Genomic DNA, 16,965 nt, shown 5'->3' with positions numbered 1-16,965 from the left:
TGCCGGGGTGAACACCCCCGTCGCCCACCCCGGCTGCCGCTCCGAAGAGTCTTGCAGGGGGGTCTGACAACGGGGGTGCGCCCCGTAGGGGCGCCGCAGGACAGGTCCTACCAGCTGGCCTTCCGCACTCCCGGCAGGAACCCCGCATGTGCGGCGGCCCGCACGTTGATGCGGGAGAGGCCGAAGGCGCGCAGGTGGCCGCGCGGGCGGCCGTCCACCGCATCCCGGTTCCGGACGCGGGTGGGACTCGCGTCCCGCGGCTGCCGCGACAGCTCCTCCCGGGCCGCCGTGCGCTCCTCCTCCGGCGCCCGCGGGTCCCGGATGACGGCCTTGAGCACGGCTCGCCGCGCCGCGTACCGCGCCACCGTCAGCCGGCGCCGCTCGTTCTTCGCGATCTTGCTCTTCTTCGCCATCAGACCTTCACCCCTCGCGCGCGGATGCGCGCCACCGCGGCCTCGACACCGATCGAGTCGACCGTCTTGATCCCCTTCGTGCTGAGCGTCAGCCGGACGTACCGCCCCTCGCTCGGCAGCCAGTACCGCTTGCGCTGCACGTTGGGGTCGAAGCGACGGCTGGTGCGCTTGTGGGAGTGGGACACCGAGTTCCCGAACCCCGGCTTGCGGCCCGTGAGTTGACAGTGGGCGGACATCGTCAGACCCTCCAGATGAAAATGGAAACCATTTCTGTATAGTAGCGCCCATGGCCCGCAACGAACTACGCCCGGTCATCAAGCTCCGGTCCACCGCCGGGACCGGCTACACCTACGTGACCCGCAAGAACCGCCGTAACGATCCCGACCGAATCTCCCTGCGCAAGTACGACCCGGTCGTCGGCCGGCACGTCATCTTCCGAGAGGAGCGCTGACCGTCATGAAGCCCGGAATCCATCCCGCCTACGGCCCCGTCGTCTTCCGCGACCGCGCCGCCGACTTCGCCTTCCTCACCCGGTCGACCGCCACCAGCGACAAGACGATCGCGTGGGAGGACGGCAACACCTACCCCGTGATCGACGTGGAGATCTCCTCGGCGAGCCACCCCTTCTACACGGGCACCGCGCGCGTCGTGGATACCGCCGGGCGCGTGGAGCGCTTCGAGCGCCGTTACGGCAAGCGCGGAGCTCGCTGATGACCGCCGCACAACTGCCCGTGGTGCTGGTCGCCGGACTGCACGGCGACGCCCGTCGCGCCGTCGTCGAGCGGCTGCTGCACACCGTGCCCGGGTCCGTCGCCCTGCACCACGACCTCGCGACGGCCCCCGCCGGGACCGTCCGCCGGACCGTCCGCGACCGCTCCGGAATGCTCGACGAGGGCGATGCGCCACTGGTGAACGACTGCGCCTGCTGCGCGCTGCGCGAGGACCTGGTGCCCGAGCTGGAGCGGATCGCCGAGGCCGGGGCGCGCCGGCTCGCCGTCGTCGAGCTCTGGGACTCCGTCGAACCCAAGGCCATGGCCGAGGTCGTGGCCGCCCACGGCGGCCCGGACGTGCGGCTGACCGGGGTGTTCACGGCCGTGGACCCGGCCCTGGTGCTGCCGTGCCTGGGCAACGGGGACGACCTGGCCGAGGCGGGCCTGGCCGCCGCGGCGACCGACCAGCGGACCGTGGCGGACACATTCGCACGGCAGTTGGAGTATCCGACGGTCCTGGCCGTCGTGGAGACGGAGGCCGCCGCCGACGCCTCCGACCACGCGATCCTCGCCCAGCTCACCCCCGGCGCCCGCCGTATCCCCGTCGGCTCCGTCGACCTCGCCGCGGCCGCGGTGGCCGGCTTCGACGTCGAGGCCGCGGCCCTGCGGCAGCACCCCGCCTGCGCACTGCTGCCCCAGGAGGCCGACGCGGACGGGGTCGGCACGCTCGTCTGGCAGGGCCGCCGCCCCTTCCACCCCGGGCGGCTCCATGCGGCGCTGGAGGACCTGACCTGCGCCGCGGCCCGCAGCCGGGGGCGGTTCTGGCTCGCCGACCGGAGCGACACCCTGCTGTCCTGGGACGCGGCCGGCGGCGCCCTCTGTGTGGAGAACGCCGGGCCCTGGCTGGCCGCACTGCCGGACGCCGCCTGGGAGCTGGTGCCCCCGGCCCGCCGGGTGGCCGCGGCGCTGGACTGGCACCCCGAGCACGGCGACCGGGCGCAGTACCTGACCTTCACCTCGCCCGGGCTCGATACGGACGGACTGCGCTCGCTGCTGGAATCGTGCCTGCTCACCGACGCCGAATATGCCGCGGGCCCGGTCGCGTGGCGCAGTCTTTCGCCCGCATTCGACGAACTCCTCGACCCCGTTCACTGATCCGGAAGGACCGCCGTTCCCATGCCCGCCGGCCACCGCGACAACCGCAAGGTCTCCAAGCTCCGCAAGCCGCGCCGCAATCCCCTCGACGCCGCCGGAATCACGTACGTCGACTACAAGGACACCGATCTGCTCCGGAAGTTCATTTCCGATCGCGGGAAGATCCGCAGCCGGCGGGTGACCCATGTCACCGTGCAGCAGCAGCGGCAGCTCGCCAGGGCGATCAAGAATGCCCGCGAGATGGCTCTCCTGCCCTATTCCTCGGCCGCGAAGTAGCGACAGGCGCACTCAACGTGCACGTGCATCGGCTCATGCATGAGCACATGAACGCAGCTATGATCCGGAGCAGTTGTCATCCCTGAATCCCCGTCCTGGGATGCCCCCTGCAATCATCCGGGAGAGCCCAGTGCCCCACGCGTACAACGGCATGGCTGCATCGGACATCGACGGTGTCGTCTGGAAGAAGAGCCGGCACTCCAACTCCCAGGGCTCCTGCGTGGAGTTCGCGAAACTGCCGGGTGGCGGGGTTGCCGTGCGCAACTCCCGCCACCCGGAGGGCCCCGCTCTCGTCTACACCCCCGCCGAGATCGAGGCCATGCTGCTGGGGATCAAGGACGGCGAATTCGACTACCTGATAAGGGACTAGGCCCCGTGCCGGGCCGTCGTCCCGTCGGCAGGTCGTACGGCTCCCCTCCAGTCGTACGGCTTTCCGTCGTTCCGCCGTGTGCGGTCAGTGCGCCGTGCAGCCGCCGGCTAGGCCGGGAACCCGTCGCGGAGCCCCCCGTCGCCCCCGTCGAGTCCGGCCTCGTGCGGCAGTCCGAACAGCGCCCACACCACCTTGCCCCGCAGCGTCCCCGCCAGCGGGTGCCATCCCCAGCTGTCGCTGAACTGCTCCACCAGAAACAGCCCGCGGCCGCACTCGTCCCCCGCTGCGGCGCGGCCCGCGACCGGGCCCGCCTCGCTCGGATCGCGTACGGCACACACCAGTCGCGTCGTCCAGCGCATCAGATGAAGACGTACCGGAGCCTCGTACCCGTCGCCCGCACGGTCGCCCGGGACGGCGCCGTAGCGCAGGGAGTTGGTCACCAGCTCGGAGACGACCAGCGCCACATCGTCGACCAGTGCGGCGAGGCCCCACCGGTCGAGCGTGGCTCCGGTGAACTTCCTTGCGCTGCGCACCGCTTCGAAGCGATGCGGCAGGGAACAGGACGCCGAGTCGGAGACGACGGATGAGTCGATCGTGGGCAGCCCTCTCCATAACGGCGAGAGCACAGTCGATCCTTCGGTACCCATCCGAGGCACTCCTGGCAATCGAGGACGTGACGTTGACGTGACGTGCACGTGTGCGAGCTCCATGGTTCCCAATGCGCAGGGCGGATGCAAGGGCAGATGCACGTGCACGAGAGGGATTTGGGGGCGCAGAGGGTGGTTGGGGAGCAATTCTCCCTGCGCCTCCTGACGTAGGGACTCCGCCTATGGCTCATCTGGGTAACCACACCTGCACGCAACGGAGCCCGGAGGTGGCAGACTTCGGCGCCGAGGGCAGCGGGGGTCGCCCTCAGGAGGGTGCGGAAGCGACGACACCACCACACAGCCCTGACACAGGACCGGAAGAGGAAGGGTCGCAGAGATGGCCACGAACGAGTCGAGCGGTTCCGTGGTGCGACGCATACTGCTGGGCTCCCAGCTCAGGAGGCTGCGGGAGTCGCGCGGCATCACGCGCGAAGCAGCCGGGTACTCGATCCGGGCGTCCGAGTCGAAGATCAGCCGCATGGAGCTGGGCCGGGTGAGCTTCAAGGCGCGCGACGTGGAGGACCTGCTCACGCTGTACGGCGTCACCGACGGGGCCGAGCGCGAGGCGCTCCTCGGACTGGCCCGGGAGGCCAACGTGGCGGGCTGGTGGCACAGTTACGGCGACGTCCTGCCCGGCTGGTTCCAGACATATGTAGGACTCGAAGGAGCCGCCTCGCACATATCGGTCTACGAAGTCCAGTTCGTCCATGGCCTGTTGCAGACCGAAGGGTATGCGCATGCCGTGGTGGTCCGGGGCAACCCGAAGGCCGACGAGGCCGAGATAGAACGCCGGGTCTCGCTCCGCATGGAGCGCCAGAAACTGCTCTTCTCGGAGCGCGCCCCGCGCTTCCACGCCGTGCTCGACGAGGCCGCGCTGCACCGCCCGTACGGCGGGCCCGAGGTCATGCGCGGCCAGCTCCAGCACCTCATCGACATCTCCGAACAGCCCAACGTGACGCTGCAGGTGATGCCGTTCGCGCACGGCGGCCACTCCGGGGAGAGCGGTTCGTTCGCCATGCTGCGCTTCCCCGAGTCCGATCTGTCGGACGTGGTGTACCTGGAACAGCTCACCAGTGCGCTCTACCTCGACAAGGGGGAGGATGTGGCCCAGTACGAGCGCGTGATGGAACAGCTGCACGCCGAGAGCCTGCCGCCCGCCGCATCGCGCGAACTGATAGCCCGACTCCTTCAACTCCTCTGATACATCAGTACGATGACGTCACATCAGGAGGTCCCCATTCGATAAGGGCGTCACGGGCGCCCCGCTTTTCGCAGACAGGGATGGCGCATGTCGTACTCCTCCCACGGCTCCTGTTTCAGTGAGCTGGCATTCCAGTACATCGACGGCGAGTGGCGGGCCGGCAGCGGCTCCTGGGACATCGTCGACTTCAACCCGTACGACGGGGAGAAGCTCGCCTCCATCACCGTGGCCACCGTGGCCGAGATCGACCAGGCCTACCGGGCCGCCGAGCGCGCCCAGCCCGGCTGGGCCGCGGTCAACCCGTACCGCCGCCGGCTCGTCTTCGAACGCGCCCTGCGCATCGTCGACGACACCGAGGAGGAGCTGACCGCGGCCATCACCGCGGAGTGCGGCGGCACCGCCGTCAAGGCGGCGTTCGAGCTGCACCTGGTACGCGAGTTCCTGCGCGAGGCGATCCAGCTCGCGCTGCGCGCCGAGGGCCGCATCCTGCCGTCCCCCGACGACACCAAGGAGAACCGTCTCTACCGGGTGCCCGTCGGCGTTGTCGGCGTGATCAGTCCGTTCAACTTCCCGTTCCTGCTGTCGATCAAGTCGGTGGCCCCGGCCCTCGCCCTCGGCAACGCGGTCGTCCTCAAGCCCCACCAGAACACGCCCATATGCGGCGGCGGTCTGGTCGCCAAGCTCTTCGCCGACGCCGGGCTCCCGGCCGGTGTGCTCAACGTCGTGATCACCGACATCGCGGAGATCGGCGACGCGCTCATCGAGCACCCCGTCCCCAAGGTGCTCTCCTTCACCGGCTCCGACAAGGTCGGCCGGCACGTCGCGACCGTGGGTGCCTCGCACTTCAAGAAGGTGATCCTCGAACTCGGCGGCAACAGCGCGCTGATCGTCCTCGACGACGCGGACGTCGACTACGCGGTGGACGCCGCGGTGTTCAGCCGGTTCGTCCACCAGGGACAGGTCTGCATGGCCGCGAACCGGGTGCTGGTGGACCGGGCCGTGGAACGCGAGTTCACCGAGAAGTTCGTCGCGAAGGTGCGCACCCTGAAGGTCGGCGACCCGGGCGACCCCGCCACGCACATCGGCCCCCTCATCAACTCGGGCCAGGCCGAGGCGATCACGACGCTCGTCGAGCAGACGGTGGCGGGCGGGGCGACCGCACTCCTGCGGGGCACGACGGACGGCACGCTCGTCGGACCGTCCGTCCTGACGGGCCTGGCGGAGGACGCGCCCATCCTGGGCCAGGAGATCTTCGGCCCCGTCGCCCTGATCATCCCCTTCGACGGCGAGGACGAGGCCGTCCGCCTCGCCAACGCGACCCCGTACGGCCTGAGCGGCGCCGTCCACACCGGGGACATCGAGCGGGGCGTGCGGGTGGCCAAGCGCATCGAGACGGGCATGGTGCATGTCAACGATGCGACGGTGCACGACGAGGCGATCGTGCCGTTCGGCGGCGAGAAGCACTCCGGGGTGGGGCGGCTGAACGGGGACGCGATGGTGGACGCGTTCACGACGACCAAGTGGATCTCGATCCAGCACGGGCGGAGCAGATTCCCGTTCTGAGATTCCGTTCCGGGATTCCCGTTCGAGTGCGTGTGTAGGACAGGAACTGACCTCGTTCGGCCGTACCTTGGAGCCGTTCGCGAGGACGCCGACCGAAGGAGAGTTCTCATGCCCACACTTGTGACCGAGCCGGATGTTTCCGACGAGCGCGGCACCCTGCTCGCCTTCCTGGAGGCGCAGCGCGGCGGCATCCGCCGCGCCCTGCTCGGCCTGACCGAGGAGCAGGCCCGGCAGAAGCCCAGCGCCAGCGAGCTGTCGCTGGGCGGCCTGCTCAAGCACGTCGTCGAGGTCGAGCACAACTGGCTCCGCCTGGCCCAGCAACTCCCGCCGGAGGTCCAGCGCGACGAGTCCAGCTGGCCGGACAGCTTCCGCCTGGTGGAGGGCGAGACGGTGGCCGGAAGGCTCGCGCACTGGGAGAAGGTGCAGGCCGAGGTGGAGGAGTACATCCGCGGGCTGCCCGGCCTGGAGCAGACGTTCCCGCTGCCGGAGCGGCCGTGGTTCCCGCCGCAGACCCGGGTGTCGATGCGGTGGCTGCTGCTGCACCTGATCGAGGAGATGGCCCGGCACGCGGGCCACGCGGACGTCATCCGCGAATCGCTGGACGGCAAGACCGCGTTCGAGCTGGTGGACCAGGAACGCGCGACGGCCTGAGGCGACCCGAGGTGAAAGGGTGGGCCGGGCCCACCCGTTCCCCTCAGCAAGGAGACCGCACCCGATGTCGGCGATCCGCCTCCTGGTCCTGGGCGCAGTGCGCCGGCACGGACGCGCCCACGGCTACCAGGTCCGCGCGGACCTGGAGACGTGGGGCGCCCACGAGTGGTCCAACGCCAAGCCCGGCTCGATCTACCACGCCCTGAAGTCCATGGCCCGCCAGGGCCTGATGGTCGGTCACGAGACCGCCCCCAGCGAGGCGGGCGGCCCGCCCCGCACGGAGTACGAACTGACGCAGGCGGGCGAGACGGAGTTCCTCGCCCTCCTCCGCGCCGCACTGACCTCGGCGGCCCCCCAACTGGACGTCCTCACCGCAGGCATCGGCTTCCTCACCGACCTCCCGCGCGCCGAGGCCGTCTCCCTGCTCCGGCAGCGCGTCTCCGCCCTGGAGGCCTGGCGCGCCGACATCCGCGCCCGCTGGACCCCGCCCGAGGGCGCGGACTGGGGCCACATCGCCGAGATCGGCGGCATGTGGGAGCACCAGGCGGAGAGCGGCGAGCGCTGGACACGGGGTCTGATCGCGCGGCTGGAGGCGGGGGAGTACGTGATGGCGGGGGAGTGAGTCCCGGAGCAGCGTTCCAGGGGGTTGTGTTTCCGCAGGTCAGAGGCGCTTTTTTGTCCCTTCGTCCCGTGCTCCCGGCAGAGCGTTGCCGGACCGGGGCCGTGGCTCGCACGGTGGTGGGCAGCCGGCCGGTCGGCCGGCTCGTACCGTCTCCCGGGAGAACCGAATCACCATGCGCAAGCACCGCATCCGTACCGCCGCCATCGCCGCCACCACGCTCGCCGGGGCGCTGTCGCTGGCCGCTTGCGCCGGCGGCGCCTCCGCCGCGGGGGGTGCGGCTCCGGCTCCGTCCGCGGTCGGGTCCGCCTCGGCCTCTCCCGCCGCCCCCGCCGCTCCCTCGGCCCACGGCGGCGGCACGCGCACCGCGCAGCCCTCGGCCGGGCACGACAAGGTGCGCACCGGCACACCGGTTGGTGATCGTGACAAGAGCGGCCACCCCGGCAAGGTCTGCCGTGCGAAGGACATCACCTGGAGCACCCGCTCGGAGGACCAGGCCGGCGGCTACATCCTCATCAGCGCCAAGGCCCACCGGGGCATCACCTGCACGCTGCCCGCCGGTCTCCCGACGGTCGCCTTCGGCTCGGACGGGACCACGGCGGGCCCGGCAGAGCAGGTCGCGGGCGATGCGGTGACGCTGAAGGGGGACATCACCGTGTACGCGGGTGTGAACCCGAAGACCGCCAACACCAAGCACGGCAAGGAGCTCGACAGCATCATCGTGGCCGTGGGCAACGAGGACCCGGACCCGGTGAGCCTGAAGGTCGGCACGATCCTCGTCGACAGGCCGGTCGTGACCGACTGGCACATCGACGCGAAGGACGCCGTCCCCTTCTCCTGACACAGCCTTCTCCTGACACAGCAGGGGGCGGTGCGGGGGACAGGCCCCGCACCGCCCCCTCACCGGCAGGTCACTGCTGCGGGGCGATCACCACGGCCGTGCCGTACGCGCAGACCTCCGTGCCGAGGTCCGCGGCCTCCGTCACGTCGAAGCGGAACGCCAGGATGGCGTTGGCGCCGCGCGCCCGGGCCTGCTCGACGAGGCGCTCCATGGCCTGGTTGCGGGTCTCGACCAGGGTCTTGGTCAGGCCCTTGAGCTCGCCGCCGATCAGGGACTTCAGGCCCGCGCCGATCTGGCTGCCGACGTTCCGGGAGCGCACGGTGAGGCCGAAGACCTCGCCGATGACCCGTTCCACCCGGTAGCCGGGCACGTCGTTCGTCGTCACCACGAGCACATCCGACTGCTCCTGCTGACCGCCGCCGAACTCATTGATGCTCATCGCATCCCACCTCCGTCTGTGCAGTTTTGCCGGTCGACCACCGAGACGCATCCCGAGGTCGGAGGGTTGCCGGGCACGGGGGGTGCGGTCCCGGTCGCCCTCCGGAACCGGGCGGTTCACGGGGCCGTTGCATACTTGGTGGCCGCACCGCCTCCCCCCGCCTGTGCCCGGGCCTCGCACGAGCCTGTGCCCTCGACCCAGGAGCCTGTCACCCGTGACCCCGACCACCCTCGCGCTCGGCCCCCAGTGGCTGGACTCGGACTACCTGATCGGCCAGTTCGGCCTGCTCGGAGTCCTGGCCATTGTCTTCGCCGAGTCGGGCCTGCTCATCGGCTTCTTCCTGCCGGGAGACTCGCTCCTGTTCACCACGGGCCTGCTGGTCACCACGGGCAAGCTGAACCAGTACCCGCTGTGGGTGGTCTGCCTGCTCGTCGCGCTCGCCGCGATCCTCGGCGACCAGGCGGGCTACCTCTTCGGCCGCAAGGTCGGCCCGGCGCTCTTCCGGCGCCCCGACTCGAAGATCTTCAAGCAGGAGAACGTCCAGAAGGCGCACGAATTCTTCGAGAAGTACGGGCCGAAGTCGCTCGTACTGGCCCGCTTCGTGCCCGTCATCCGGACCTTCACGCCGATCATCGCCGGCGTGAGCAGGATGAACTACCGCTCGTTCATCACCTTCAACATCATCGGCGGCACGCTCTGGGGCGTCGGTGTGACGCTGCTGGGCGCCGTGCTCGGGCAGGTCGAGTTCGTCCGCAAGAACATCGAGATGATGCTGGTCGCCATCGTGCTGATCTCGGTGGTGCCGATCGCGATCGAGTTCCTGCGGGCCCGTTCGAAGGCGAAGAAGGCGGGGGAGGGCGTGGAGCGCCCGGTGCCGGTGCAGCGCGGGCGGCACGCGCGCCGCTGAGCCCCGTATTCCGGATAGACGGCCCCCCGTTGAGCGGCCGTCCGGACCATCGTGCATCGTGGCACTGGGGCAGGAGACTCCGAGGGGCACGACGAGGAGCGCGCGGTGGTGGATCGGCAGCGGGGCGGCGACCCGGACGGAGCGTCGGGAGAGGACCGCAAACCGCAATCCGACGAGGCGCACAGCGCCTTCACACCGCCCCTGGGCGTGCCGCTGCCGACGCCACCGGAGGACGAGCACCCGACCTCCGAGTTCGCCCTCCCGCAGGGCGTCGCCCCCGACTCCGGGAGCCGCCCGGAGGGCGGCTCGGCCTTCACCCTGCCCGCGGGCGCCACGTCCCCGTCCCCGTACCCGGCCTTCACGCCGCCCTACGGCATACCCAGGGTCAGCCTCACCAAGGAGGAGCCCTGGCAGGACCGGATGCGCACCATGCTGCGCATGCCGCTGGCGGAACGGCCGGTCCCGGAACGCGTCGAGAAGGCCGAGGACGAGACCGGGCCGGCGGTCCCCCGCGTCCTCGACCTGACGCTGCGCATCGGCGAGCTGCTGCTCGCGGGCGGCGAGGGCGCGGAGGACGTGGAGGCCGCGATGTACGGCGTCGCGCACGCCTACGGGCTCGGCCGCTGCGAGCCGACCGTCACCTTCACCCAGCTGTCCGTCAGCTACCAGCCGTCCCTCGTCGACGACCCGGTGACCGCCGGCCGCACCGTGCGCCGCCGCGGCACCGACTACACCCGGCTGTCCGCCGTCTACCGGCTCGTCCACGACATCACCTCGGCGGGCCCGGGCCTGACCCTGGAGGAGGCGTACGGGCGCCTCGCCGAGATACGCCGCAACCGCCACCCGTACCCGTCCTGGGCGCTGACCGCCGCCGCGGGGCTGCTCGCCGGGGCGGCGAGCATGCTCGTGGGCGGGGGTGTGGTCGTCTTCCTCGCGGCGATGGCCGGGGCCATGCTCGGCGACCGGCTCGCCTGGCTGGCGGCGGGGCGCGGGCTGCCGGAGTTCTACCAGTTCGTCGCCGCGGCGATGGCGCCCGCCGCGATGGGCGTCGCGCTCAGCGCCGCGCACGCGTACGTCCACGTCCAGGCCTCCGCCGTGATCACCGGCGGACTCTTCGCCCTGATCCCCGGGCGGGCCCTGGTGGCGGGCGTACAGGACGGCCTGACGGGCTTCTACATCACCGCCGCCGCCCGGCTGCTGGAGGTCGGCTACCTCATCGCGGGCATCGTCTGCGGCGTGCTGATGGTGCTCTACGGGGGCGTGCACATCGGCGGCGCCACGCTCAACCCGGAGGCGGCGCTGGAGCGCCAGGTACGGCCGGTCGTCCAGACGATCGCGGCCATGCTGCTGTGCTTCGCCTTCGCGCTGCTGCTCCAGCAGGAACGTTCCACCGTGCTGTACGCGACCCTCAACGGCGGGGTCGCATGGGTCGTCTACGGGGCGCTGGCGGACACCGTACGGCTCGACACGGTGCCGGCCACGGCCGTGGCGGCCGGACTGGTCGGCCTCTTCGGCCAGCTGATGGCCCGGTACCGGTACGCGTCCGCGCTGCCGTACATCACGGCGGCGATCGGACCGCTGCTGCCGGGCAGCGCGGTGTACTTCGCACTGCTCAACTTCGCCAAGAACGACCTGAACACGGGCATCGCGGGCCTCACCAAGGCGGCGGCGCTGGCGCTGGCCATCGCGATCGGGGTGAACCTGGGCTCGGAGATGGCCCGCCTCTTCATCCGCATCCCGGGGGCCGGAGCGGGTCGGCGTGCCGCCAAGCGGACGCGGGGGTTCTAGGGGTACCCCTGCGCGGGGAACTGCGCGATCAGCCACGACGCGCCCGCAGTCGAGTCCCCCAGCTAACGCTGGGAGGTGCCCCCAGGGGGCTGCGCCCCGGACCCTGGGGTGGTACGTCGGCTGCAAGCCGTCGGTGGTTGCTCGCGCAGTTCCTCCCCCAGCTACCGCTGGGGGTACCCCCAGCGCCCCTTCGGGGCGCAACTGACGGCGGTGCGGTCCCGGGGTCACCCCGCACCGCACCGCCGAGCCATCCGCAGGATCAGTGGTGGGCGCCGCCCGCGGCCTCGAGGCGCTTGTAGGAGGCCTCGATCTCGGCCTCGGCCTCGGCGCGGCCGACCCAGTCGGCACCCTCGACCGACTTGCCCGGCTCGAGGTCCTTGTAGACCTCGAAGAAGTGCTGGATCTCCAGGCGGTCGAACTCCGACACGTGGTGGATGTCGCGCAGGTGCTCCACGCGCGGGTCGTTCGCCGGGACGCACAGCAGCTTGTCGTCGCCGCCGGCCTCGTCCGTCATGCGGAACATGCCGATGGCGCGGCACTTGATGAGGCATCCGGGGAACGTCGGCTCGTCGAGGATGACCATGGCGTCCAGCGGGTCGCCGTCCTCGCCGAGGGTGTTCTCGACGAAACCGTAGTCGGCCGGGTAGCTGGTCGAGGTGAAGAGTCGGCGGTCCAGACGGATGCGACCGGTCTCGTGGTCCACCTCGTACTTGTTCCGCGAACCCTTCGGGATCTCGATGGTGACGTCGAACTCCACGGGTGGCTCCTTCATGATCAACACATACGTCTGGTGATGCGGTGATTAAGTGTCCCCCACGCAGTGGTGTGGTGGCGAAAGGGGCTGGTCCATGGTGCCCGAGGTGCTGCGGCGGCAAGCCGGGCGGTGGCGGAACATCCCCCGGGCGCAGCGCCGTACCGTCCGGTTCGTCGCGGCGTCCGCCGTGGCGGGTCTCGTGGTCGCGACCGGCGCCGTGGCGGCCGCCGGTCCCTGGGACTCGGGCCAGCGTAAGGCCGAACGGGAGCGGGCGGCTGCCGCCGTACGGGCGGGTGGCGAGCGTCACGCCGCCGGAAGCCCGGCCTCCGGTTTCTCGGCCGCGCCGCCCGTGCTGGCGGCGCTCGGCGCGGGCCGGCCGCCCGCCCGGCAGGCGCTCGCCGCGGCCCTGGAACCGCTGCTCCAGGACCCCGCGCTCGGGTCGGCCCACGCGGCGTCCGTCATCGACGTGCAGACCGGCGACGAGCTCTACGGCACCGGGCAGGACGCCGCGTACACCCCCGCCTCCACGATCAAGCTCGCCACGGCGGCGGCCGCGCTCTCCGCACTCGGCCCGGACCACCGCATCGAGACCACGGTGGTGGCGTCGGGTTCCGGCGGCATCGTCCTCGTGGGCGGCGGCGACCCGACGCTGACGGCGCTCCCCGCGCAGGGCGAGGGACCGCGGTTCGCGAGCCTGCGCGACCTGGCGGACGCGACGGCGAAGGCGCTCAGGGCGCGGGGAACGAGCCGTACGAAGCTGGCGTACGACACCTCGCGCTACTCCGGGCCCGTACTGCACCCGATCGGGCCCAACGACAACATCGCTCCCGTCACCGCCCTGATGGTGGACGAGGGCCGCCTGGACGGCTCGGACAAGGGCCCTGCGGAGCGCTCGGCGGACCCGGCGGGCGATGCGGCCCGCAAGTTCGCGGAGCTGCTGCACGAGCGGGGCGTCGAGGTCGACAGCGACCCGGCGGAGGCCCGCGCGGAGGCATCCGCGCAGCGCATCGCGGCCGTCTCCTCGGCACCGCTGTCGGCGCTGGTCGAACGGGCGCTGACCAACAGCGACAACGACATCGCCGAGGCGCTCGCCCGGCAGACCGCCCTGGCCTCCGGGCAGCCGGCGAGCTTCGAGGGCGCGGCGAAGGCGGTCACCGACCGGCTGGGGAAGCTGGGCCTGCCTGCCGGCCGGGCCCGGATCGCGGACGGCAGCGGCCTGGACCGCACGGACCAGGTCCCGGCGGCCCTCCTCTCCCGGATCCTCGCCGGCGCCGCGGACCCCGCCCACCCGGAACTCCGACCGGTCCTCACCGGCCTCCCCGTGGCCGGCTTCACGGGCACCCTCCGCGACCGGTACGCCTCCGGCGACGGAAAGGGCGTGGTCCGGGCCAAGACGGGCACGCTGACGGGCGTGAACACCCTGGCGGGCACGGTCGTCGACGCGGACGGCCGGCTGCTGGCGTTCACCTTCATGGCGGGCGGCACCTCGGACCCGGACGCGGCCCAGCGCGCCCTGGACCATCTGGCGTCCACCTTGACGGGGTGCGGCTGCGCGGGCTGAGGGCGGCCCGGCCCCGCAGGGGCGCGGCAACCCCTCACCCCGAGCCGCGCGCAGCACGTACCGTGAAAGCCATGACGAGCATCGGTGATGCGGAGATGGTCGACTGGAAGCTCGCGGTGGCCACCGCGACGCGCCTGGCGAAGCCGGGGCCCGAGGTCAGCCGGGACGAGGCGCGCGAGGTCGTGGCGGAGCTGCGGCGGCACGCGAAGGCCTCGGAGCGGCACGTCCGGGAGTTCACGCGGATGACGTCGGCGGGGGAGGGCGCCGACACCCCGGTCCTGGTCGTGGACCGGGCCGGCTGGGTCCGGGCCAACGTGGCGGGTTTCCGCGCGGTCCTGGGCCCCCTGCTGGACAAGATGCAGGACCGCCGCGGCAACCTGCCCGGCGGCGCCGTCCTGGGCGCGGTCGGCGGCAAGGTGACGGGCGTGGAGCTCGGCATGCTGCTGTCGTTCCTGGCCTCGCGGGTGCTGGGCCAGTACGAGACGTTCGCCCCGGCCTCCCGGGACATGCCGGGCTCCGCGGCGGCCGGCGGCCGGCTGCTGCTGGTGGCCCCCAACATCGTCCAGGTCGAGCGCGAGCTGGAGGTGGACCCGCACGACTTCCGGCTGTGGGTGTGCCTGCACGAGGAGACGCACCGCACCCAGTTCACGGCGGTGCCCTGGCTGCGCGACCACATCGAGGGCGAGATCCAGGCGTTCCTCGGCGAGACGGAGGTGGACCCGGTCACACTGCTGGAGCGGATCCGCGAGGCGGTGCAGTCGCTGGCGGGCGGCAGGCCGCCGGAGGAGGACGGGGAGGCCCGCGTGGGCCGCAGCATCGTGGAGCTGGTCCAGACGCCCGCGCAGCGGGAGATCCTGGGCCGTCTGACGGCGGTGATGTCGCTGCTGGAGGGGCACGCCGATTATGTGATGGACGGGGTCGGGCCACGCGTCGTACCGTCCGTCGTCGAGATCCGCGAGAAGTTCCAGAAGCGCCGGGCCACCGGTGCCGGCCGCCTGGACGCCGCCCTGCGCAAGCTGCTGGGCCTGGACGCCAAGCTGCGGCAGTACCGTGATGGTGAGCGTTTCGTCCGGGCCGTCGTGGACGAGGTCGGCATGGACGGCTTCAACCGGGTGTGGACGTCCCCGAACACGCTGCCCACCAAGGCCGAGATCGCCAAACCGGCGGACTGGGTCGCGCGGGTGCACCGGCAACCCGAGGGATGAGCCGATCGCGCCCCGTGACGGATGAACGCTCCCGTAATCACCCGTCCGAGGGACCGTGTGCCAAGGGTGGGCGTGCGATGCTCGGGTAAAGGCTCATCTCTGTCACCATCGACGCACACAGCGTGACGGAACCGGGGGCCAGTACTGCAGACGTGCGGCTCCCGCACCCCCCCTCCAATGGAATGATTGGACACACGGACATGGGTCCACACCCCGCGGTCGCGGCGATACGCCTGGCGGTTCGCCGCGTACTCCACGACGTGCTCACCCTGGCGCCGCCCGCCGCCGTCCCCTCCGCCGCCGGTGACCGGCCGCCGCTCGTGCTGGTCGCCTGCTCCGGCGGCGCCGACTCCATGGCGCTCGCCTCCGCCCTCGCCTTCGAAGCCCCCCGGCTCGGCATCCGGGCCGGCGGCGTGACCGTCGACCACGGTCTGCAGGAGGGTTCCGACCTCCGGGCCTCGGAGGTCGCGATCCGGCTCGCCGCCTTCGGCCTGGACCCCGTGGAGACCGTGGCGGTGACGGTCGGCCGGGACGGCGGTCCCGAGGCCGCCGCCCGTGACGCGCGCTACACCGCCCTCGACGCCGTCGCCGACCGCCTCGGCGCCGCCGCCGTCCTCCTCGGCCACACCCGCGACGACCAGGCGGAGACGGTGCTGCTGGGGCTGGCCCGCGGATCCGGCATCCGCTCCCTGTCCGGCATGGCCACCGCCTCCGGCGTCGGCGGCCGCTACCGCCGGCCCTTCCTCGGCCTGGACCGTCAGACGGCCCGCAAGGCGTGCCTGGTCCAGTCGCTGCCCGTCTGGGACGACCCGCACAACGCCGACCCCGCCTACACCCGCTCCCGGGTCCGCCACGAGGCCCTGCCCGTCCTGGAGAAGGCCCTGGGCAAGGGCGTCGTCGAGGCCCTCGCCCGTACCGCCCAGCTCTCCCGGGACGACGCCGACGCCCTCGACTCCTGGGCCGCCGCCGTGGAGCCCTCCGTGCGGGACGACTCCGGCGGCCTGGAGGTCGCCAAGCTCTTCGCCCTGCCCCCCGCCGTCCGCCGCCGGGTCATCCGCCGCGCGGTCATCGAGGCGGGCTCCCCGGCCGGTTCGCTCTTCGCCCGGCACATCGAGGAAGTCGACCGGCTGATCACCGGCTGGCGCGGCCAGGGAGCGATCAACTTGCCCGGGCGCGTCGCGGTTCGCAGGCAGGGTGGCAGACTGGTGCTTCGGCAGGGCTGATCCGAACGGTGCCGAGCGAGTCTCGGAGCCGGCCTTCCGGAAGCCAGATGAGCCTTAACCAAGCGAGAGTGGCGCGGGTGGACGAAAAGGACATGGGCACCGACCTGAAGTCGGTGCTCATCACCAAGGAAGAGATCGACGCGAAGCTGGCCGAGCTGGCCGCGAAGATCGACGTGGAGTACGCGGGCAAGGACCTGCTCATCGTCGGTGTCCTCAAGGGCGCCGTGATGGTGATGGCGGACCTGGCGCGTGCCCTGTCCAACCCCGTCACCATGGACTGGATGGCCGTGTCCTCCTATGGCGCGGGCACCCAGTCCTCCGGTGTGGTGCGCATCCTCAAGGACCTCGACACCGACATCAAGGGCAAGCACGTCCTGATCGTCGAGGACATCATCGACTCCGGCCTGACCCTGTCGTGGCTGCTGTCGAACCTGGGTTCCCGCGAGCCCGCCTCGCTCAACGTCGTCACCCTGCTGCGCAAGCCGGAGGCCGCCAAGGTGGCCATCGACGTCAAGTGGGTCGGCTTCGACATTCCGAACGAGTTCGTCGTCGGTTATGGTCTCGACTTCGCGGAGAAGTACCGCAACCTGCCCTTCGTGGGCACGCTCGCGCCGCACGTCTACGGCGGCTGAACGCGGACGG

Annotated in this window: 21 protein-coding genes; 16 read left to right on the top strand and 5 right to left on the bottom strand. The window is 71.5% G+C overall.

Features of this window, described 5'->3' with window-relative positions; all coding sequences use genetic code 11:
• Positions 1–107 precede the first annotated feature (107 nt).
• Positions 108–413: a 30S ribosomal protein S14 gene (gene rpsN / locus HG542_RS21200; RefSeq protein ID WP_171083789.1), complete on the bottom strand. Its 306-nt coding sequence runs from the start codon at positions 411–413 to the stop codon at positions 108–110.
• The gene (gene rpmB, locus HG542_RS21195) at positions 413–649 is read right to left on the bottom strand and encodes a 50S ribosomal protein L28 (protein ID WP_171083787.1); all 237 of its coding nucleotides are present in this window, start codon (positions 647–649) and stop codon (positions 413–415) included. The genes rpsN and rpmB overlap by 1 nt, the downstream gene beginning before the upstream one ends.
• Before the next feature lie 50 nt (positions 650–699).
• Between rpmB and rpmG the strand changes: the two genes are divergently transcribed.
• The 5 genes from rpmG (at position 700) to HG542_RS21170 (ending at position 2,924) form a co-directional block, all read left to right on the top strand.
• Positions 700–864 carry a 50S ribosomal protein L33 gene (gene rpmG / locus HG542_RS21190; RefSeq protein WP_171083784.1) on the top strand — a complete coding sequence of 55 codons (165 nt, stop codon included), beginning with the start codon at positions 700–702 and terminating at the stop codon, positions 862–864.
• Between the two features lie 5 nt (positions 865–869).
• Positions 870–1,124, top strand: a complete 255-nt coding sequence (locus tag HG542_RS21185) for a type B 50S ribosomal protein L31 (RefSeq protein ID WP_171083782.1) — start codon at positions 870–872, stop codon at positions 1,122–1,124.
• Entirely contained in the window at positions 1,124–2,278 is a 1,155-nt protein-coding gene (locus HG542_RS21180) for a CobW family GTP-binding protein (protein ID WP_171083780.1), read from the top strand. Before HG542_RS21185 ends, HG542_RS21180 begins: the two co-directional genes overlap by 1 nt.
• 21 nt (positions 2,279–2,299) lie before the next feature.
• A complete protein-coding gene (gene rpsR, locus HG542_RS21175) occupies positions 2,300–2,554 on the top strand; it encodes a 30S ribosomal protein S18 (RefSeq protein ID WP_171083778.1) in 255 nt (84 codons plus the stop codon).
• Between the two features lie 130 nt (positions 2,555–2,684).
• On the top strand, positions 2,685–2,924 hold the full coding sequence (locus HG542_RS21170; RefSeq protein ID WP_171083776.1) for a DUF397 domain-containing protein: 240 nt from the start codon (positions 2,685–2,687) through the stop codon (positions 2,922–2,924).
• 107 nt (positions 2,925–3,031) lie between these two features.
• Here the strand turns inward: HG542_RS21170 and HG542_RS21165 are convergent, their stop codons facing one another.
• Positions 3,032–3,571, bottom strand: a complete 540-nt coding sequence (locus HG542_RS21165) for an ATP-binding protein (protein WP_171083774.1) — start codon at positions 3,569–3,571, stop codon at positions 3,032–3,034.
• 337 nt (positions 3,572–3,908) lie between these two features.
• Between HG542_RS21165 and HG542_RS21160 the strand changes: the two genes are divergently transcribed.
• From HG542_RS21160 to HG542_RS21140, 5 genes are all read left to right on the top strand, one after another.
• A complete protein-coding gene (locus HG542_RS21160; RefSeq protein ID WP_171083772.1) occupies positions 3,909–4,772 on the top strand; it encodes a Sco1979 family transcriptional regulator in 864 nt (287 codons plus the stop codon).
• Between the two features lie 87 nt (positions 4,773–4,859).
• Positions 4,860–6,335: an aldehyde dehydrogenase family protein gene (locus HG542_RS21155; protein WP_171083770.1), complete on the top strand. Its 1,476-nt coding sequence runs from the start codon at positions 4,860–4,862 to the stop codon at positions 6,333–6,335.
• Positions 6,336–6,443: 108 nt separating this feature from the next.
• Positions 6,444–6,986: a DinB family protein gene (locus HG542_RS21150; protein WP_171083767.1), complete on the top strand. Its 543-nt coding sequence runs from the start codon at positions 6,444–6,446 to the stop codon at positions 6,984–6,986.
• A 64-nt stretch (positions 6,987–7,050) separates the two neighbouring features.
• Positions 7,051–7,608, top strand: a complete 558-nt coding sequence (locus HG542_RS21145; protein ID WP_171083765.1) for a PadR family transcriptional regulator — start codon at positions 7,051–7,053, stop codon at positions 7,606–7,608.
• Between the two features lie 172 nt (positions 7,609–7,780).
• Positions 7,781–8,446 (top strand): hypothetical protein, encoded by a 666-nt coding sequence (locus HG542_RS21140; protein ID WP_171083763.1) that lies wholly within the window; start codon positions 7,781–7,783, stop codon positions 8,444–8,446.
• A 70-nt stretch (positions 8,447–8,516) separates the two neighbouring features.
• Here HG542_RS21140 and HG542_RS21135 read toward each other — a convergent pair whose 3' ends face one another.
• Positions 8,517–8,885, bottom strand: a complete 369-nt coding sequence (locus tag HG542_RS21135) for a YbjQ family protein (RefSeq protein WP_171083761.1) — start codon at positions 8,883–8,885, stop codon at positions 8,517–8,519.
• Positions 8,886–9,099: 214 nt separating this feature from the next.
• Here HG542_RS21135 and HG542_RS21130 point away from each other — a divergent pair, with 214 nt between their 5' ends.
• Positions 9,100–9,792, top strand: coding sequence for a DedA family protein (locus HG542_RS21130; protein WP_171083759.1), 693 nt, complete (start codon positions 9,100–9,102; stop codon positions 9,790–9,792).
• 105 nt (positions 9,793–9,897) lie between these two features.
• Positions 9,898–11,580 carry a threonine/serine exporter family protein gene (locus HG542_RS21125; protein ID WP_171083757.1) on the top strand — a complete coding sequence of 561 codons (1,683 nt, stop codon included), beginning with the start codon at positions 9,898–9,900 and terminating at the stop codon, positions 11,578–11,580.
• A gap of 259 nt (positions 11,581–11,839) precedes the next feature.
• On the opposite strand, the gene HG542_RS21120 is transcribed toward HG542_RS21125, so the two are convergent.
• Positions 11,840–12,337 carry an inorganic diphosphatase gene (locus tag HG542_RS21120; protein ID WP_171083755.1) on the bottom strand — a complete coding sequence of 166 codons (498 nt, stop codon included), beginning with the start codon at positions 12,335–12,337 and terminating at the stop codon, positions 11,840–11,842.
• Between the two features lie 91 nt (positions 12,338–12,428).
• Between HG542_RS21120 and dacB the strand changes: the two genes are divergently transcribed.
• From dacB to hpt, 4 genes are all read left to right on the top strand, one after another.
• A complete protein-coding gene (dacB, locus tag HG542_RS21115) occupies positions 12,429–13,895 on the top strand; it encodes a D-alanyl-D-alanine carboxypeptidase/D-alanyl-D-alanine endopeptidase (RefSeq protein ID WP_171083753.1) in 1,467 nt (488 codons plus the stop codon).
• A 71-nt stretch (positions 13,896–13,966) separates the two neighbouring features.
• Complete coding sequence (locus HG542_RS21110; protein WP_171083751.1) at positions 13,967–15,100, top strand: zinc-dependent metalloprotease; 1,134 nt, start codon at positions 13,967–13,969, stop codon at positions 15,098–15,100.
• A 200-nt stretch (positions 15,101–15,300) separates the two neighbouring features.
• The gene (tilS, locus tag HG542_RS21105) at positions 15,301–16,323 is read left to right on the top strand and encodes a tRNA lysidine(34) synthetase TilS (protein WP_171083749.1); all 1,023 of its coding nucleotides are present in this window, start codon (positions 15,301–15,303) and stop codon (positions 16,321–16,323) included.
• Between the two features lie 92 nt (positions 16,324–16,415).
• Positions 16,416–16,955, top strand: coding sequence for a hypoxanthine phosphoribosyltransferase (gene hpt, locus HG542_RS21100; RefSeq protein ID WP_171083878.1), 540 nt, complete (start codon positions 16,416–16,418; stop codon positions 16,953–16,955).
• Positions 16,956–16,965: the final 10 nt, after the last annotated feature.

It is taken from the genome of Streptomyces morookaense, assembly GCF_013030945.1.
Lineage (GTDB): Bacteria > Actinomycetota > Actinomycetes > Streptomycetales > Streptomycetaceae > Streptomyces > Streptomyces morookaensis.
The sequence above is the reverse complement of the archived record's forward strand: the minus strand, read 5'-3'. Positions and strand labels throughout refer to the sequence as shown.

Coding starts and splice junctions, on each gene's coding strand:
- rpsN (WP_171083789.1), bottom strand. CDS start 413: ATGGCGAAGAAGAGCAAGATCGCGAAGAACGAGCGGCGCCGGCTGACG.
- rpmB (WP_171083787.1), bottom strand. CDS start 649: ATGTCCGCCCACTGTCAACTCACGGGCCGCAAGCCGGGGTTCGGGAAC.
- rpmG (WP_171083784.1), top strand. CDS start 700: ATGGCCCGCAACGAACTACGCCCGGTCATCAAGCTCCGGTCCACCGCC.
- HG542_RS21185 (WP_171083782.1), top strand. CDS start 870: ATGAAGCCCGGAATCCATCCCGCCTACGGCCCCGTCGTCTTCCGCGAC.
- HG542_RS21180 (WP_171083780.1), top strand. CDS start 1,124: ATGACCGCCGCACAACTGCCCGTGGTGCTGGTCGCCGGACTGCACGGC.
- rpsR (WP_171083778.1), top strand. CDS start 2,300: ATGCCCGCCGGCCACCGCGACAACCGCAAGGTCTCCAAGCTCCGCAAG.
- HG542_RS21165 (WP_171083774.1), bottom strand. CDS start 3,571: ATGGGTACCGAAGGATCGACTGTGCTCTCGCCGTTATGGAGAGGGCTG.
- HG542_RS21160 (WP_171083772.1), top strand. CDS start 3,909: ATGGCCACGAACGAGTCGAGCGGTTCCGTGGTGCGACGCATACTGCTG.
- HG542_RS21155 (WP_171083770.1), top strand. CDS start 4,860: ATGTCGTACTCCTCCCACGGCTCCTGTTTCAGTGAGCTGGCATTCCAG.
- HG542_RS21150 (WP_171083767.1), top strand. CDS start 6,444: ATGCCCACACTTGTGACCGAGCCGGATGTTTCCGACGAGCGCGGCACC.
- HG542_RS21145 (WP_171083765.1), top strand. CDS start 7,051: ATGTCGGCGATCCGCCTCCTGGTCCTGGGCGCAGTGCGCCGGCACGGA.
- HG542_RS21140 (WP_171083763.1), top strand. CDS start 7,781: ATGCGCAAGCACCGCATCCGTACCGCCGCCATCGCCGCCACCACGCTC.
- HG542_RS21135 (WP_171083761.1), bottom strand. CDS start 8,885: ATGAGCATCAATGAGTTCGGCGGCGGTCAGCAGGAGCAGTCGGATGTG.
- dacB (WP_171083753.1), top strand. CDS start 12,429: ATGGTGCCCGAGGTGCTGCGGCGGCAAGCCGGGCGGTGGCGGAACATC.
- HG542_RS21110 (WP_171083751.1), top strand. CDS start 13,967: ATGACGAGCATCGGTGATGCGGAGATGGTCGACTGGAAGCTCGCGGTG.
- tilS (WP_171083749.1), top strand. CDS start 15,301: ATGGGTCCACACCCCGCGGTCGCGGCGATACGCCTGGCGGTTCGCCGC.
- hpt (WP_171083878.1), top strand. CDS start 16,416: ATGGGCACCGACCTGAAGTCGGTGCTCATCACCAAGGAAGAGATCGAC.